Below are 16,025 nucleotides of genomic sequence, written 5' to 3' on the forward strand. Positions count from 1 at the left end.
CCTTGGTCGCTGGGGGACAGCATGACTCGTTCGGAATTGATCGCAGGATTGGCCGAGGATAATCCGCATTTAACCGTTGCGGATGTGGAGAAAATCGTTTCCGCCCTGTTTAACGAGATGACGGCGGCCTTGTCGCGCGGGGAAAGGGTGGAGTTGCGCGGCTTCGGTGCCTTTACCGTGAAGCGCCGGCAGGCGCGCTCGGGCCGCAACCCGCGCACCGGAGAGACGGTCGAGGTTGCGCAGAAATCCGTTCCCTTTTTCAAGGCCGGCAAGGAATTGCGGGAGCGGATCAACAAACCCGTTCCGGCGGCGGCAAAGAAGACAGGCGGAGTAAAAAGCTGAAATCGATCAAGTATATCATTGGCTTCCTGGTTATTCTGGCGCTGGTGATCTTCGTTTTATCCAACCGTGTGGCGGTGCAGATCGGCTTTTGGCCATTTGGCACGGTGTCCGCGTGGCTGGGGCCGGTGGCGGTTGGAGCGCTGGCCATTGGGTTTTTCCTGGGGTTGGTCGCGGCATTGCCGCGGCAGCTTCATTGGCGCCGCCGGGCGCGCTCCGCCGAAAAGCGTGTCACGGATTTATCTGCTCAAGCCCAGCCTCCCGCCGTGAAATGAGCCGTTCATGACTGGGCGTTTAATCGCGGCGATCGACACGCCGGAGTTGCCTCGCGCCCAGGCGCTGGTGCGCGCGCTAGCCCCGCATTGTGGGATGGTCAAGCTGGGGCTTGAGTTTTTTCTCCGTCATGGGCCGCAAGGTTATGTGGCGGCGGCCCAGGGCGCGGATGTGTTCCTGGACCTGAAGCTGTACGACATTCCGAATACGGTGGCGGGGGCGGTGCGCTCCTTGCTGCCATTGGCGCCCAGGCTGGTGACCATCCATGCCGGTGGTGGGGCGAAGATGGTGGCCGCCGCCGCCGAGGCCGCCGCCCAAGCCGGCGCGGCACGGCCAAAAATTCTGGCGGTGACGGTGTTGACCAGTTTCGATGGGGCGGGGCTTGCGGAAACCGGCGTGGCGGGGGGCACGGCGCAGCAAGTGTTGCGTTTGGCCCGTCTGGCGTTGGCGGCCGGGGCCGATGGGCTGGTTTGTTCCGCGCATGAGATTTCCATTCTGCGGGATGCGTTTGGGGAAAAACCATTGCTGGTGGTGCCTGGAATTCGCCCGGCGGGCGCGGCCCTGGGGGACCAAGCGCGGGTGATGACGCCAGAACAGGCCGTGGCGGCTGGCGCGGATTATATCGTGGTCGGGCGGCCGATCACCAATGCGGAGAATCCGGCCATGGCGGCGCGGGCCATCGCGGAGGCGATCTCGTGAAACGCGTGAAGATCTGCGGCCTCAACCGCGCGGATGCGTTCGACGCGGCGGTGGAAGCGGGGGCCGATTACGTGGGATTCGTGTTCTTTCCGCCGTCTCCGCGTTTTGTGACGGGTGTGGAAGCCGGGCAGCTTTCCGCCCGCTGCGGCCAGGAAGGGCCAAGGCGCGTGGGGCTATTCGTCAATCCGACCCTCGATGAAGTCGACGATATTTTGAGGGATGTATCGTTGGATATTTTGCAGGTGCATGGCGCGCCGGCATTGGTGGCAAGCCTGAGGGATAGATTCGGCAGGCCGGTCTGGCGTCAGATCGGCGTGGAAACCGAAGCGGATTTTCCAGCGCCTGATGAAGTATCCGACGGTTTCGTCGTTGAGGCCAAACCGCCCGCGGGGGCGACACGGCCGGGCGGCAATGCGGTGCGCGCGGATTGGGATTTGTTGTCGCGTTTCAAGCCCGTGAAACCCTGGCTGCTGGCGGGTGGGCTGACGCCGGAAACCGTCGCGGAAGGGCTGCGCAGGACAGGTGCGCCGGGCGCGGATGTATCCTCAGGCGTGGAGACCGCGCCGGGCTGCAAATCCCCGGCCTTGATCAAGGCGTTCGTGACCGCGGCGCGGGGGTAGGCTGGTTTGCCGTTGCGGGCCGCCGATTACATGTATTGACAGATTACATGTATTGAAGGAGCGATGCTGGAAATCGCGAGGCTCCGTGAAGCGGCCGGTCAGAGGGTGGCTCCGTATTCAGGAGGCATATTTCCTTACATAAGGTGCTAGCGTTTCGGCGATGCGGGTCATGCCCTCACGATTCGGGTGCAAGGCGGGTTCCGGCGGGGTCAAGCGGGGATCCACATATAAACCGGCATCCACCTTGCCGTTCTCGATGAACAGGTGTCGCAGATCCACGAAGCTCACGGTCTGGCTGCCATCGTAATATTTGGCGAGCGCCGCGTTGGTGGCCTGTGTCTGTTCATCCACCCAGGCGCCGCGAATGCAGGGCAGTACGCCCAGCAGCAGGATATGCGTGTCTGGAAGGCGCTTATGGGTATTGGCGACGACGGATTCGATCGCCGGGGCGGTCATGTTCGCATCCCAGTGCGGACGGCCGAAATTATTGGCCCCGATCAGGATGATCGTGAGTTTAGGGTGCAGCCCGGCGACTTGCCCATGATCCAGCCGCCAGATCAGGCTGGCCGTCGTATCGCCGATGAATCCGAAATCCAGCGCGCCGTAAGGGGCATAATATTTGTCCCAGATGGGCTTGATGTCGTCATAGCCATGCCCGCCTTGGCGTTGCCAATAATAAGTGATGGAATCGCCCAGCCAGACGATCCTGGCATTGGGGTGGGCATCGCGTTGGGCCAGGGTTTCATGCCAGCGCGTGTTCCACCAGGGCAGGTCGGTGCGGCCGATTGGAGCCTCGGCGATGTTGAAATGCGCCTGTGCGGCGGCGGGGGCGAGCAGCATGGCCCCCGTCAGAAGCCGGCGTTTCATAGTCCGGCTTCCAAGAACAGGAAGGACCCGGCTCCGGCCACGGCGCAATAGATGGCGAAGGGCTTCAGGGCCCAGTCGTCGTGATTTTTGAAGTAATGCATCAGGAAGGCGGTGCTCGCATAGGCGACGATGCCAGAGACGATGGCTGCCACCAGTGAAACGCCGAGCAGCGCATGCAATTGGTGCTCATGGATGAGCTTGGGGACTTCCGCAACCCCCGCGGCGAGAATGACGGGCGTGCCCATCAGGAAGGAGAATTTCGCCGCCCCGGCATGGGAAATGCCGCGTTGCAGCCCGCCGACGATGGCCGCGCCCGAGCGTGAGATGCCCGGCAGAAAGGCCAGGCATTGGAATAGCCCGATGATGAGCGCGTCACGGTAGGAAATACCGTTCTGGTGCGCTTCACGGCGGCGCAGGCGTTCGCCCAGAAGAAGCACCCCGGCATTGACGATGAGAAAGATGCACGCGATGAGCGGCGTGCCGAAAAGATGCGAGATGGGTTTTTTAAACGCCGCGCCAATAATGACCGCCGGTATGGTGGCCACCACCAGCTTGGCGAACAAAGCGCGGGCGGAGGCGTTTTCGGCCTTGTAGCCAAGCCCCAGGACGCCGCGCGCCATGGTGAGCCATTCCACATAGAAATAGGCGATCAGCCCGATGGCCGTGCCCAGATGCAGCATGACCAGGAATGGCAGAAAACCGGGGCCGTGCTGATCGATTCCCCAATGCAGCACGGCCGGCACCACGACCGCGTGGCCGAGGGAACTGACGGGAAATAGTTCCGTCGCCCCCTGCAGGATGGCGAATAAGACGGCATGCACGAAATCCATGAGATCTCCTGTCGAGTATGGTGCGTCACTGAGTCACGCCCTACCTGCTGCATTGCAGAATTCTCCGCTGCCGTTAAGTCGGAAGACATGTCCGATTCCACTCCCTCCCGGCTGATGGTCGGGCTATTGGCGGCTTCCTGCGGCATTGCCGTCGCCAATATTTATTATGCGCAACCCTTGCTCGGGCTGATCGGCCCGCAATTGAACATGGGGCCGCGGGCGGAGAGCTTGATTGTCAGCCTCACGCAGCTTGGTTATGCGGCCGGGCTGTTGTTTTTAGTGCCGCTTGGAGATCTGGTGGAAAACCGGCGTCTGGTGGTGTTGACCCTCGCTTCGGCGGTCATTCCCCTTCTGCTCGCCGGGTTGGCCTGGAGCGGCACGGTGATGCTGGTGGTGTCGGTGCTGATCGGTCTGACGTCCGTGGCGGTCCAGATGTTGATCCCTTTGGCGGCACATCTGACGCCGGAGGCCCGGCGTGGCCGGGTGGTCGGGCTGGTGACGAGCGGGTTGCTGTTCGGCATCCTGTTTTCACGCCCACTTGCCTCCCTCGTGGCGGCTTGCACGTCCTGGAGAGCGGTGTTTTTTATTTCGGCGCTGCTCATGGCTGGGCTAACCCTGCTGCTCAGCCGTGCCTTGCCCCGCCGTGAGCCAGGGGCGGGACATCATTATGGCGCGTTGCTCGCCTCGTTATTTACCTTGCCGGTCAGATTTTCGGTGCTGCGCCGCCGCGCCGCTTATCATGCGGCGTGCTTCGCGGGGTTTTCTCTGTTCTGGACGGGAGCCCCCTTGTTTCTGATCCGCGATTTCGGTTTCACCCAGCGCGGCATCGCGTTGTTCGCCTTGGCGGGGGCGGCGGGCGCGTTCGCCGCGCCCCTCGCCGGGCATTTGGCGGATCGTGGTCATACCAAAGTCGGCACGCTGGGCGCGCTGCTGGGGGTGATGGTGGCCTTTGGCATCGCTTCACTGGGCGGCGTGGTGCGTTCCGTGGTGATATTGGCGCTGGCCGGGATTGTTCTGGACGCTTCGGTACAGACCAATCTGGTGCTTGGCCAGAGAGCCATTTACATCCTGGCGCCGGAGCTGCGTTCGCGCATGAACGGAGTTTTCATGGCCATCTTCTTTTTAGGAGGAGCGGTCGGTTCCGCCGCCACGGGGGTGTTGCTGGCGCGCCTGGGCTGGGGCGGGTTGTGCGTGGCGGGGGCGGTTTTGCCGCTGCTGGCGCTGATCTATTTCTTTTTTGCCCGGGCGGCCTGACCTCCGTCTGGCATGAAACTGGCGGATGGAAATCGCCTTGGTTGAAGATCCGGCTTTATGGCAGCTCATAATTGTGCTGCTCTTCGTTTATGCCGGAGGCGGAAACAAGTTTGGCGCATGGCGCGGCACGCGGCGCGGCCTGGAATTTCGTGACCGTGCTGGCCGAGCGGGGCATTGGTTTTCTGATATTGGCTCTATTGCTGCGTATGGTGCCGGCCAGGGAGGTTGGGTTGATCGCCATTGCCACGGCGATTTCAGAACTGGCCAGAAGCGTCGCCAATAGCGGAGCGGGTGAGCAGGTTCTGGCCAATCCTGGTGAGGCCCGTGTCGAGGCGGGGGCGTTCTGGAGCCAGCTTGTTTCGGCATCGCTCTGCCTGCTGATATTGTGGGGGATGGCGCCGTGGGTCGCGTCTTTGTACCGACTTCCGGCCTTGGTGGTGGTGCTGCGGTTCATGGCGTTGAGCGTGGTGATGACGTGTTTTCTCATCGTGCCATCCGCGCGGCTGACTTCGCAATTTCGTTTCAAATCTATTGGGTTGATCTCGTTGGGCAGCACTTTGTTGGGAGGTGCCTGCGCGTTACCGCTGGCCTTCATGGGGGATGGTCTGGAGGCGCTGGTCGCACAACGGCTGGTGGGGGTGGGGTTTTATGCCGTGGCGGTGGCGGTCTGCGCGGGCTGGGTGCCGCCAAGGCCGCCCTCCTGGCCGGTGCTGAGGGAGGGGTTCCGCTTCTCCCGCCCATTGATGGAAGCCGCCTTCGTGGATTTCATTTCCGTCTCCGGTTACGTGATGTTGGTGGGGCTACGCATGCCGGTGACGGCCTTGGCGCAGTTTCGCATTGCTCAGCGCTTGTCGGATGTTTTGCAGGAGGTGGCGTTTTTACCCGCGCGCAAGCTGTTCATGCCGGTTCTGGTGGCGGTGCGGGCGGATGAACAGCGGCGTGCCGCCGCGCTGCACCGGATGCTGGAACCGCTCTTGATGCTTGTTTTTTTCGTCAGCGCGGTGAGCGGTGCCGCTTCGAGGCCTATCATTCTGTTGATGTTCGGGCCTGAGTGGCAAGGGGCCGTACCCGTCTTCGGTATTCTCACCTTGGCGGTGCCCGCCTTGGCGCTATACGGCGTGATCAACCCGCTTCTGACTGCATCCGGCCAGGCGAGATCTGTATCCTGGTATGCCTGGGCCAATGCCGCCAGTATCGGTGTGATTTGTTGGTTGGCGGCGCCGCGCGGGCTGGTGACGCTGGCCTGGGCGTTGGCGGCACGGGCGGTGGTGGGGGTTGCGTTGTTTCTGCTGGCGCTGCGGCAAGGGTTGGCATCGGCCTTCTGGCCCGTTTTCCGGTTGCTGGGTTTGCCGCTGGCGGGGTTGGCGGGAGCCAGGCTGGCGGCTCACGGTGTGGGAGAGATGCTGGGAGCCGCCAGCCCGGCAGTGGAACTGGCCGTGCTGGTACTGACCAGCGCGTTGGCTTACGCGGCGGTCATGCTTGTGCTGGCGCCGTTTCGGATGTGGCGCATGGCGCGCAGGCTGAGCAGCGCCTTTTCGGAAGGGCGTGTTCTGCCATGAAACGTGGTTTCCCTTGCCCGGAGGGCTCCATGCTGTTTGAATAGGCCGCCCATGAACGCCCCCCCGATCACCTTGCGCCGCCCGGCGCGACAAAAAACCGCCATTGTGCTGACTTCCCCGCATTCGGGGCGCGGTTATTCGCCGGAATTCCTGAAGGCTTCGCGTCTGAACGCGGATACGATCCGCGGGTCGGAAGATAGTTTCGTGGATGAGCTGTTCGATTTCGCGCCCTCGCTTGGCTTGCCATTGCTGGTGGCGGAGTTTCCCCGTGCCTGGTGCGACGCGAACCGGGAACCCTGGGAGCTGGACCCCGCGATGTTTACCGACAGCCTCCCTGATTATGTGAATAGTTCTAGCCCGCGCGTGGCGGCCGGGTTGGGAACGCTGGCGCGCGTGGTTGGCACGGGGGAGCCGATTTACGCACGCAAATTACGGTTTTCCGAGGCGAAGGAGCGGATAGACCAGTGCTGGCGGCCGTTTCATGAGACGCTTGCCGGATTGATCGAGGAAAGTCTAGGAATGTTCGGCCATTGCCTGGTGCTGGATTGCCATTCCATGCCCACGCCGTTCAGCCGCTTTGGCGGTCGGCCGGAGATTGTGCTCGGCGATGCTCATGGTACGAGTTGCTTGGCCGCATGGTCCAATCATATCGAGCGGCTGTTCCAGGAGCAGGGCTTTGCTGTCCGGCGCAATGACCCTTATGCGGGCGGGTTCATCACCCGCCACTATGGCCGCCCCTGTGAAGGGGTGCAGGTGATGCAGATCGAGATTGCGCGCGGGCTATATATGAATGAGCGCCAATTTACCAGGAAGCCATCCTTCGAGGCGGTGCGGCGCAGATTATTGGCCATTCTGCAGGGGGTGATTGAGGTGGAACAGGCCTGGGGGGCATTGGGGCCTAGCTTCAATGAAGCCGCTGAGTAAAAAAAGGCGGTGCAAATAGCACCGCCAAGTTTAGGGAGGAAACGTCCAAGAAACAGGGGAGAAACTCACCCTGTAAGATCTATATAGATGAATTTATGTTGCACTGCAAGAGAAATTTTGCGGCGCAACATAAAGTTGGCCGCTTTCTTGGAGTGCATTGTAAATCAATCGATTGGTGTTCAGTGACAGGGCATGGCGTCAGGTGAGGATGGGGTGGCGGCCCGGAAGGGCTGCTTTCGAACGATTATTCCCGATAATGGGCTTTACCTTCGTCTAACCCCCGATTAAGAGCAGACAGGATGATTTTGTCTGCAAGATCATTCTAGCCGGAGGGGTGGCCGAGAGGCTGAAGGCGGCGGTTTGCTAAACCGTTATACGCTGTCAAGGCGTATCGTGGGTTCGAATCCCATCTCCTCCGCCATAGATTTTTCTGTTTCGTTTCAAATGTTTATGGGGCTTTGACGGCAAAGGCCACGGCCGGAGCGGTAAAGGTCAACCGGAAAGCCGCCTCACCGGAAGAGGCGCCGGGCAGGGTGAATTTGCGGCGCATTGGGCTAGTCTATTATGTGCGCTTCACCATTCCCACGTATCGCCGGCGGGAGTTTGGCGGGAAAGGTGAGGGGGGGCCGGACGCTTGAGGCATGTGGCCTCAAGGAAACCCGGAAGTGGTGCGCAATTATCAAATATTTCAGCCGCCGCATTCACGATACTTTGTCCCCGTGATGAGCCAAGAAGCTTTCCATATTCAGGATGCCAAATTGGTTTCGTAGCTATTGACAGAGGCGGGCCCTGTCGATTCACGGATCATCAGTGTCACGGGCGCGGGCGGTGGAGAAGTTGGTTCAGCGCCGTCCACCAAGCTAAGCAGCAGTTTGACAGCTTCCACGCCGAGCTCCCTCGCGGGTTGCCGAACGGTGGTAAGGCTCGGAGTGAGGAGGGAAGCCAGAGGCAGATCGTCAAACCCGACCACGGAGACATCCTCTGGCACGCGCAGGCCGATTCGACGGCAGTAGGAAAGGGCGCCGATCGCCATTAGGTCGTTCGCGCAGATCAGCGCGGTCGGCCGCTCACCTGAGGGGGGGCTCAGAGCCTCCGCCGCCAGCTGTTCACCCGACTCCATTCGATAGTCGCCGGTAAGCACCGGTACGGCGTCGGGGTCCAATCCCGCCGCGGCAATGGCCTCGCGGTATCCCGAGAGGCGCTGTTCGGCGGTCCAGAGCTCCGGTGGGCCGCCAAGAATGGCCATGCGTTCATGACCGAGCGACGTAAGATGAGCCGCGATCTCACGTGCTCCCCGGCGGTTCTGCGATACCACGCACGGCAGACCAAAGCCGAGAAGCTTTTCGTCAACGAGGACGACGGGGCCGACCCGGGTCAGTTCCACCAAAGACTCCATTCGTGTGTCGGCACCGGAAAGATAGATGAGGCCGTCAACCCGTTGGCTGCGCAGCAACCGGCTGTTCCAGGATTCGACTTCACCGCTTGCCTCCGGTGTACAGAACACAACCAGGACGTCTTTTTCTGACGCGGCCTGCTCCACGCCCTCGGCGATCATCGCGAAGTACTGGTTGACAAGGTCGGGGACGACGAGGCCGACGGTCGCCACATTGCGGCGCTTGAGATTGCGGGCCGATTCGTTTGGCAGATAGCCCAGAGCACGGACGGCTTCCAGTACCCTTGCCCGCCGGTCGTCCGCAACGGGCCCGCTGTCGTTGAGGACATAGCTGACCGTGCTGAGCGCAACGCCTGCCCGCTCGGCGACGTCTTTCATCGTGGGCCGGCGCACCGGCATCTTCCCCGTATATCTCCCCGGAACCCCACCCTTTGATGTAGGCATAACGTACTCCGCTCACCGTCGCATCGGACCGTGAATATTCGTTTCAACATTCAGTACAGCGTTAATGCGCCTACGCGACCGAGCAAGGCATCGCGCAATGCCATAATAGAACCGCTTTTAGGTTAGGGTAACATCTTTGCTTGGTTTGGAACAGTCCGGAGACGGCACGGTTCATGCGCCAAGGTGTGGCCCGTTAAGCGGAGGTCGCCATCCATTTGATTGAATCGTGGATGCTTTCGGTTTGAGAGAAGGGGAGGCTGTAACAGTTTTCTGGCAGCTAAAAGCCGGAAAAGAAGGTTGTGATGGCCGCTTTCATACCATCGTGGATGAGGCGGTTGGTTCGGAAGCCTGAGGCGATGGATGTGTCGACATGAGCTTCCCCCTAGGTCGGCCAAAATACCTTGTTGACAAGGTTAAATTCTTATAGTCCTAATGCATTGTAGAAAGCATTCTATTTGGTGTGAATGGAGCTTTATATCCACAAAACAGCGGATGCTGTTGCCTGATTTACCTTATACATAGAAACGTTAATGCCTTCTCGGTGATCGGCATGGTTGTCGGCAAGGCGTGTACAGCAAGAGGTTGTAATGTTCTTTCTTAAAGAAATCCAAAAAACATTGTTGACAAGGCTGAAGCCGTATTGTCTTAATTAAAATAGAAACCATTCTATTTTGGTGTGTTGACAGCAAGCCCTCATACAGAAAGCGGCTACTGTCTCCTGTTTTCGTCTACAAATGGAACCGCTGGTCTACACGATAGAATCGTTAATAGTCTGCCGGAATCAACACCGTTGTTGGTACGGCGCCTAACAGAAAGAGGTTTTTAATGTCCTTAGGCGAGCAGTTTGATAATATCATCATCAACACAGACAACTATAAGCACTGCCACTATCCGCTATACCCGCAGGGGACGGAGTATATCTCCTCCTACATTGAGTCGCGCGGCGGCGAATTTCCAGTGACCATGTTTGTCGGGTTGCAGGCCTTTTTGCGCGACTACCTCATGCGTCCCGTGACGCTAGAGGATGTGGATGCGGCGGAGTTCCTGATGCGTGAGCAGGGCATGCACTTCAATCGCGAGAATTGGGTGGGGATTATCAACGATCATGGCGGCTATTTGCCGGTCGAGATCGAGGCGGTTCCAGAAGGGACCGTGATGCCCACCAATAATGTGCTGGTTCAGCTCATCAACACCGATCCGAAATATTATTGGGTGACGAGCTTCTTCGAGACCGCTCTGCTGCGTGCTGTGTGGTATCCGACCACCATCGGCACGTTGAGCTGGCTGTGCAAACAGGTGATCCGTACCGCGCTGGAGCGGACCTCCGACAATGTGGGGGCTCTGCGGTTCATGCTCCACGATTACGGCGCCCGTGGTGTCAGTTCCCAGCAATCGGCAGCACTGGGGGGCATGGCTCATCTGGTCAATTTTAACCAGAGCGATACCACCCCAGGCATCCTCGCCGCCAAGCGTTGGTACAATGCGGTGGCGCCCTCCAATTCTGGCCCCAACTCAGAGCATGCCGGCTTCACCTCCTGGGGGCGCGATCACGAAGTCGATGCGATCCGCAACATGCTTGAGGTCTATCGCGACCATGGTGTGGCGCTGGTTCTCACCGATACTTATGATCACGAGAACTGCGTCAAAAATATCCTGGGTGGCGAACTGAAGGAGATGGTGCAGAGCTTCCCGGGGCTTGTCGGTGCGCGCCCGGATTCTGGGGATGTCGTGCAGGTCACGGCGGACACCACTGAATGGCTCATGGAGGCCTTCGGTTATGAGATCAACAGCAAGGGGTTCAAGATCCTGCCGCCGTTCATCCGTGTGGTGCAGGGAGATGGCGTGACCGGGGAGAGCTTGCGCCGTGTCTATATCGAGATGGAGCGCCGTGGTTTTGCCGCTGATAACGCGATTTTCGGTATGGGTGGTGGTCTGCTGCAGCATGTCAATCGCGACACGAACAACTTCGCGCAGAAGGCCATTGCCGTATGTGTGAATGGTGAGTGGCGCGACATCGCCAAGAAACCGACATATGCCGGGTTCAAGGCTTCGAAGGCTGGTCGGCTTGCCCTTATTTTAGAGGACGGTGAGTACAAGACCGTGCCGCGTGATTCGGTAAGCCCGGAACAGAACCTGCTCAAGCCGGTTTTCCGCAACGGCAAGCTGCTTAAGAAGTGGGATTTCGCGGAGTTGATCGCGGCAAGTGAAGCGCCCGTGCCGCAGAAATGGTATGAAAGCTGGATCACGCCGATGCTCAAGGCGGATGCCCCAACGGAAATGGTCACGGCTTGAACATGTGATGCCCGGGACATCTTCATCATGGTTCTGGGCACCGTGGCATCTATGTTGCCGTGGCTGGTTGGTTTCAATCGCCACGCAACATTTTTCTAGTCAACAGCAAGTACAATTGAGGAACAGACGATGGCAATGAAGTTCTGGGTGACGGCGCCGTTCTTTTATCCCGACATGAGCCGGCCTTGGTCCGAGGTCCTGGACAGCATGCTCAGGATCGTCGACGCGGCCGAGGAGTTCGGCTTCGAGGGGATCACGATCAATGAGAATCAATTCCAGAACTACGTGTGCAATCCCTCGGCGATGATGTTCGCGGCTGTCGTCGCCCAACGGACCAAGCGGCTTCGCATTGTTCCGGGTGTGGTTGTTTTGCCGGCTTATAACCCGCTTCTTGCCGCCTCTCAGATAAGTCTTTTGGATCATCTTGCCCCCGGCCGTATCGGCATTGGCGTGGCCCGCGGCGGCAGCCGCCTACAGCTTGACCGCCTCGGCGTGAAGCCGGCGAATCAACGCGCGATGTTCGATGAAGGGCTTGAAATTGTCCGCCGCCTTTTCGCCGAGGACGATGTTTCCTTCGATGGTCAGTTTTACTCATTTCCGCCGACGACTCTTGTTCCGAAACCCGCGACATTGCCGCATCCTGATATCTGGATCGCTTCGCAAAGCAATGATGGCGTTCGCCGGGTCGCGCAGCAGGGGTTGAATCTGATTACGGCGCCCAATTACGGCAATTTTGAACCCTATGGCGACCTCGAAGAGCTTATAGAAAGCTATAATGACGAGATCGCCAAGACTGGAAACCCGCGTGGCGAAGTCATGGTTCTCCGCCACACCTGGCTCGGCCATACGGAGGAAGAAGCGCTTGAGTATTTCGACGACGTCGTGAACGAATATAATTACTACATGGCGTTGGTTAAAGGCCCTGGTACCGTCGATACGAAGGAAGGCCGCTTGGCCACGCGAGATGTTGGCGAGAGCCGCGATTATGTACACCGAGGAAAAATGACGCCCGAACAGCATTCGTTTTCCAAGGACAAATTGCTCGAGAAATATGCCGACCCGATCCTCACCACACCTGATCGTATGATTGAACGTTTCAAGAGCTATGAAAAGATCGGGGTCGATCACTTGGCTTGCCTCATCGCCGTTGGCATGCCCACCGATGCCATCATCAAAAACATGAAGATGATGGCGCAAGAAGTCTTTCCGGCTTTCGCCGATCAGAACCAGGCTGTCAGCAACGAGGCGAAGGCCACGGTTGCGGACAAGAGCGATGCTCCCTCTCTTGCCTGAACGCCAGCCAGAGGTTGAAGACAGAGAAGAGGGGGAGAGCAGGTGATTAACGAAATACGAGAGTACACGCCAATGCCAGGGCGGTTGGCGGATGTCATCGACCTATTCAAGAAAGTCGTGATACCGCTTTTCAACCGCCATGATATGGCAATAATCCAGGCTGGATTCACCACCGTCGGCGCCAACTCGTTCAACGAGATGGTCTATATAATGAGGTTCTCTGACCTTGCCGATTTAGAACGTAAATGGAATTCATTCCTCACCGATCCAGACTGGGTCTCGGCCTTGGCGGAGCGCGAGAAAAATGGACCGCTCTATCAGGCCATTCGGCGCCGGGTGGTCGACTCTAGCCCCTTCGATGAATTCCTGAGCAGGGTTACGGCCCCGCTGTGACGCCTTTCATTGTTCGACATCACAAGAACGGCCTTGGCCGAACATCTGTAGGTACACGATTTTCATGAATACTCGCGCAGCCAGAGCCCCCATCGCCAACCCGGGAAAGTTCTACATTGACGGAAAATGGGTCGCGCCTTCGACACCCCACATGATTGATGTGATCGAAGCGGCGACGGAAGAGCTATATTTCACCGTTGCGCAAGCCGAGACGGCGGACGTCGCGCGCGCTGTCGAAGTCGCCCGCCGTGCTTTCGATGAAGGCCCTTGGCCGCGTATGTCGCCCAGGCAGAGAGCGCAATATCTGCGCGCCTTCGCCCAAGCCATGACCAAGCGGTTCGACGATGTGGTTCAGCTATGGCCGCGTGAGACAGGTGTCATTGCCCGTATCGTGCCAGCCGTCATGGAAGAGGTGCCGGCCGCGTTTAATTATTATGCGGATTTAGCAGAGGCATATCCGTTCGAGCAGGAGGTGCCAACAAGCTCAGGTCAGGGCTTCGGAATGATCGTTGGCGAACCCGTGGGTGTCGTCGGCGCGATCATTCCGTGGAACACGCCGATGCATCTTGCCGCATGGAAGTTGGCGCCCGCGCTGCTGGCCGGGTGTGCGGTGGTCGTCAAAGCTTCGCCGGAAGCTCCGGGCGCTGCGTATATCATCGCCGAAATTGCCGATCAGATTGGGCTTCCACCGGGTGTGGTGAATGTGCTCACGGCCGATCGTGTGGCGTCCGAGGCGCTCGTGACCGATCATCGTGTCGACAAGATCACTTTCACCGGTTCCACGAATGTCGGCAAAAGAATTGCTGGTATCATGGCTGAACGGGTCGGGCGTTACACGCTGGAACTAGGCGGCAAGTCGGCGGCGATCATTCTCGACGACATGGATATTGCCGAGGTGGCTGATATCTTGACGGGCGGTGCGTGTTTCGTTTCCGGGCAGATTTGTGCGTCGCTGACCCGAATCATTGTGCCAGGCCACCGGCATGATGAAATGCTCGAAGCGCTTGCCGATCGATTCTCCCGCATCAAGATAGGGAACCCGTTTGACGGCAGCGTGCAGATGGGACCGCTTGCCTCTCGAAGGCAGCGTGAACGTGTCGAGGGTTATATCCAGATTGGCAAGGACGATGGGGCAACGCTCGCCTTTGGAGGTAAGCGACCGAAGGGTCTCGACCGGGGCTGGTTCGTGGAGCCGACAGTGTTCGGGAATGTCGATAATGGCTCACGCATCGCTCAGGAGGAAATCTTCGGCCCCGTGATCTCGGTTATTGCCGCGGCAGACGAGGACGATGCGATCCGGATTGAAAATGATTCTGTGTTCGGCCTCAATGCTTCTGTTTTTACTCATGACGTGGATAAAGCTTGGGCGGTTAGCCGGCGCCTGCGAACGGGAACCGTGGGCCAGAACGGCAATCGGGCGGACTTTGGCATTGGCTTTGGAGGATTCAAGCAGTCCGGGATCGGACGTGAGGGGGGAGTCGCGGGCTTGCTTCCTTATCTGGAGAACAAGACCGTGGTTCTCAACCAGAGACCATGTCCACCCATGGGTGAAGAGCGGGCAGGGAGAGGCGCGTGAGCACCTTCACCGAGAGCGCGGCTGAGGGGGGGCTCCACGTCTTTGACATGGATGGCACCCTGCTGAGGAGTACCGCCACCATCGAACTCTTCCGTCAGATGGGGCAGCTTGAGGCTGGGCTGGAGATGGAAAGGCTGTGGTTCGAAGGCAACATCTCCGACACGGAGTTCTGGACGAAACTCCTCGTAATCTGCCAGGACGCCACAATGGCTGATTTCGATGCGGCCTTCCACAATGCCCCATGGATGGATGGGATCGCAGAGACCTTCTCCGACATCCGCTCTCGCGGCGAGACGGTGATCGTGATCTCCCAGTCGCCGGCATTTTTCGTCCAACGGCTTCAACTCTGGGGAGCGCATGAAACATATGGATCGGCGGTGGAGCCGGGAATGCCGCTGCCCAGTTCAGCCACGTTGATGCCGGAGACAAAAGTTACCCTTACGGAGGCAGCGCTGGCAGCACGCATGCTAGATGCGCATGACTGCGTGATATACGGTGATTCTACCAGCGATGTAGGATTATTCACGTCTTTTTCACATACGGTTGCTGTCAACCCCACGCCGAAATTAGCGGCCTTGGCGGCGGCACACTATGTGGGGACCGATATTCGAGAGGCGTATGCGATGGGCCGACGGTTCATCGGCACCGCAAACAGAAAGCAAACAATGCAAGGAAGTGAAGGCTGATGAGCATTACAGAGTCGTCGATCAAGGTTCTGTTCGTGGGTGAGTCGTGGGTGAAGCACACGATCCATATGAAGGGCTTCGACCAATTCCATTCAACCGAGTATGAAGAGGGGGCGGGTTACTTCCTGCATTGCATGGATGATGCGGGTTTTGACGTTACCTATATTCGTGGCCATGAGGTCTCCCTGCGCTTTCCTCGGTCGGCGGAGGAGATTAACAAGTTCGATGTCGTTGTCATCTCCGATATCGGATCTAACTCCTTCCTGCTACCTGACGAGACATTCCTGAAATCGGAGAAATCACCAAACCGGCTTGGCCTTGTGGCGGACTTCGTGAAGCGTGGTGGTGGGCTTGTCATGATCGGTGGGTATCTCTCCTTCACCGGAATTGATGGCAAGGGACGCTATGGCATGAGCCCGTTGGCTGAAGTATTGCCGGTCACGTTGCTGCCATATGATCCCACATTCCCCAAGTAAATCGCTGATTTTGCTGTCAGGATCTCAATATTTCCGATATAAATCATGGTGTTGATGGCCGTGAGGGGCGCGTTTGATGGATCACCCAGAGGGTGCGGGTTCGAAGC

General features: G+C 58.9%; 18 protein-coding genes and 1 tRNA gene. 16 read left to right on the forward strand and 3 right to left on the reverse strand.

The features are described 5' to 3' along the window. The first annotated feature begins 21 nt into the window (after positions 1-21). From AB7D48_RS11440 to AB7D48_RS11455, 4 genes are read left to right on the forward strand one after another with little or no spacing between them, the layout of a single operon-like run. Entirely contained in the window at positions 22-342 is a 321-nt protein-coding gene (locus AB7D48_RS11440) for an integration host factor subunit beta (protein WP_427979102.1), read from the forward strand. 44 nt (positions 343-386) lie between these two features. Then, complete coding sequence (locus AB7D48_RS11445; RefSeq protein ID WP_427979104.1) at positions 387-614, forward strand: LapA family protein; 228 nt, start codon at positions 387-389, stop codon at positions 612-614. A gap of 7 nt (positions 615-621) precedes the next feature. Next, positions 622-1,311 carry an orotidine-5'-phosphate decarboxylase gene (pyrF, locus tag AB7D48_RS11450; RefSeq protein WP_427979107.1) on the forward strand — a complete coding sequence of 230 codons (690 nt, stop codon included), beginning with the start codon at positions 622-624 and terminating at the stop codon, positions 1,309-1,311. Further along, the gene (locus AB7D48_RS11455; RefSeq protein ID WP_427979109.1) at positions 1,308-1,931 is read left to right on the forward strand and encodes a phosphoribosylanthranilate isomerase; all 624 of its coding nucleotides are present in this window, start codon (positions 1,308-1,310) and stop codon (positions 1,929-1,931) included. The genes pyrF and AB7D48_RS11455 overlap by 4 nt, the downstream gene beginning before the upstream one ends. A gap of 117 nt (positions 1,932-2,048) precedes the next feature. Here the strand turns inward: AB7D48_RS11455 and AB7D48_RS11460 are convergent, their stop codons facing one another. Both AB7D48_RS11460 and AB7D48_RS11465 read right to left on the reverse strand, forming a co-directional pair. After that, a complete protein-coding gene (locus AB7D48_RS11460; protein ID WP_427979112.1) occupies positions 2,049-2,798 on the reverse strand; it encodes a GDSL-type esterase/lipase family protein in 750 nt (249 codons plus the stop codon). Next, positions 2,795-3,628, reverse strand: a complete 834-nt coding sequence (locus tag AB7D48_RS11465; RefSeq protein WP_427979114.1) for an undecaprenyl-diphosphate phosphatase — start codon at positions 3,626-3,628, stop codon at positions 2,795-2,797. Before AB7D48_RS11465 ends, AB7D48_RS11460 begins: the two co-directional genes overlap by 4 nt. An 87-nt stretch (positions 3,629-3,715) precedes the next feature. Here AB7D48_RS11465 and AB7D48_RS11470 point away from each other — a divergent pair, with 87 nt between their 5' ends. The 5 genes from AB7D48_RS11470 (at position 3,716) to AB7D48_RS11490 (ending at position 8,003) form a co-directional block, all read left to right on the forward strand. After that, the gene (locus AB7D48_RS11470) at positions 3,716-4,882 is read left to right on the forward strand and encodes an MFS transporter (protein ID WP_427979116.1); all 1,167 of its coding nucleotides are present in this window, start codon (positions 3,716-3,718) and stop codon (positions 4,880-4,882) included. A gap of 89 nt (positions 4,883-4,971) precedes the next feature. After that, positions 4,972-6,441, forward strand: coding sequence for an oligosaccharide flippase family protein (locus AB7D48_RS11475; RefSeq protein ID WP_427979118.1), 1,470 nt, complete (start codon positions 4,972-4,974; stop codon positions 6,439-6,441). Between the two features lie 51 nt (positions 6,442-6,492). Continuing rightward, positions 6,493-7,365, forward strand: coding sequence for an N-formylglutamate amidohydrolase (locus AB7D48_RS11480; RefSeq protein WP_427979120.1), 873 nt, complete (start codon positions 6,493-6,495; stop codon positions 7,363-7,365). Positions 7,366-7,693: 328 nt separating this feature from the next. Beyond that, a tRNA-Ser gene (locus tag AB7D48_RS11485) sits at positions 7,694-7,786 on the forward strand. Positions 7,787-7,823: 37 nt separating this feature from the next. Continuing rightward, positions 7,824-8,003: a hypothetical protein gene (locus AB7D48_RS11490; RefSeq protein ID WP_427979122.1), complete on the forward strand. Its 180-nt coding sequence runs from the start codon at positions 7,824-7,826 to the stop codon at positions 8,001-8,003. A 107-nt stretch (positions 8,004-8,110) separates the two neighbouring features. Here the strand turns inward: AB7D48_RS11490 and AB7D48_RS11495 are convergent, their stop codons facing one another. After that, the gene (locus AB7D48_RS11495; protein WP_427979125.1) at positions 8,111-9,136 is read right to left on the reverse strand and encodes a LacI family DNA-binding transcriptional regulator; all 1,026 of its coding nucleotides are present in this window, start codon (positions 9,134-9,136) and stop codon (positions 8,111-8,113) included. Positions 9,137-9,428: 292 nt separating this feature from the next. On the opposite strand from AB7D48_RS11495, the gene AB7D48_RS11500 reads away from it, so the two are divergent. The 7 genes from AB7D48_RS11500 to AB7D48_RS11530 all read left to right on the forward strand — a co-directional run bounded on the left by AB7D48_RS11500 (position 9,429) and on the right by AB7D48_RS11530 (position 15,918). Beyond that, positions 9,429-9,554 (forward strand): hypothetical protein, encoded by a 126-nt coding sequence (locus AB7D48_RS11500; protein WP_427979127.1) that lies wholly within the window; start codon positions 9,429-9,431, stop codon positions 9,552-9,554. Between the two features lie 473 nt (positions 9,555-10,027). Continuing rightward, a complete protein-coding gene (locus AB7D48_RS11505; RefSeq protein ID WP_427979128.1) occupies positions 10,028-11,494 on the forward strand; it encodes a nicotinate phosphoribosyltransferase in 1,467 nt (488 codons plus the stop codon). A gap of 129 nt (positions 11,495-11,623) precedes the next feature. After that, positions 11,624-12,787 (forward strand): LLM class flavin-dependent oxidoreductase, encoded by a 1,164-nt coding sequence (locus AB7D48_RS11510; RefSeq protein WP_427979130.1) that lies wholly within the window; start codon positions 11,624-11,626, stop codon positions 12,785-12,787. Between the two features lie 42 nt (positions 12,788-12,829). Beyond that, positions 12,830-13,180: an NIPSNAP family protein gene (locus AB7D48_RS11515; protein ID WP_427979132.1), complete on the forward strand. Its 351-nt coding sequence runs from the start codon at positions 12,830-12,832 to the stop codon at positions 13,178-13,180. Between the two features lie 64 nt (positions 13,181-13,244). Next, on the forward strand, positions 13,245-14,756 hold the full coding sequence (locus AB7D48_RS11520) for an aldehyde dehydrogenase (protein WP_427979134.1): 1,512 nt from the start codon (positions 13,245-13,247) through the stop codon (positions 14,754-14,756). Next, on the forward strand, positions 14,753-15,442 hold the full coding sequence (locus tag AB7D48_RS11525; RefSeq protein WP_427979136.1) for an HAD family hydrolase: 690 nt from the start codon (positions 14,753-14,755) through the stop codon (positions 15,440-15,442). Before AB7D48_RS11520 ends, AB7D48_RS11525 begins: the two co-directional genes overlap by 4 nt. Next, complete coding sequence (locus AB7D48_RS11530; RefSeq protein ID WP_427979139.1) at positions 15,442-15,918, forward strand: glutamine amidotransferase; 477 nt, start codon at positions 15,442-15,444, stop codon at positions 15,916-15,918. The genes AB7D48_RS11525 and AB7D48_RS11530 overlap by 1 nt, the downstream gene beginning before the upstream one ends. Positions 15,919-16,025 lie beyond the last annotated feature (107 nt).

The organism is Acidocella sp. (assembly GCF_050253495.1).
Classification (GTDB): Bacteria; Pseudomonadota; Alphaproteobacteria; order Acetobacterales; family Acetobacteraceae; genus Acidocella.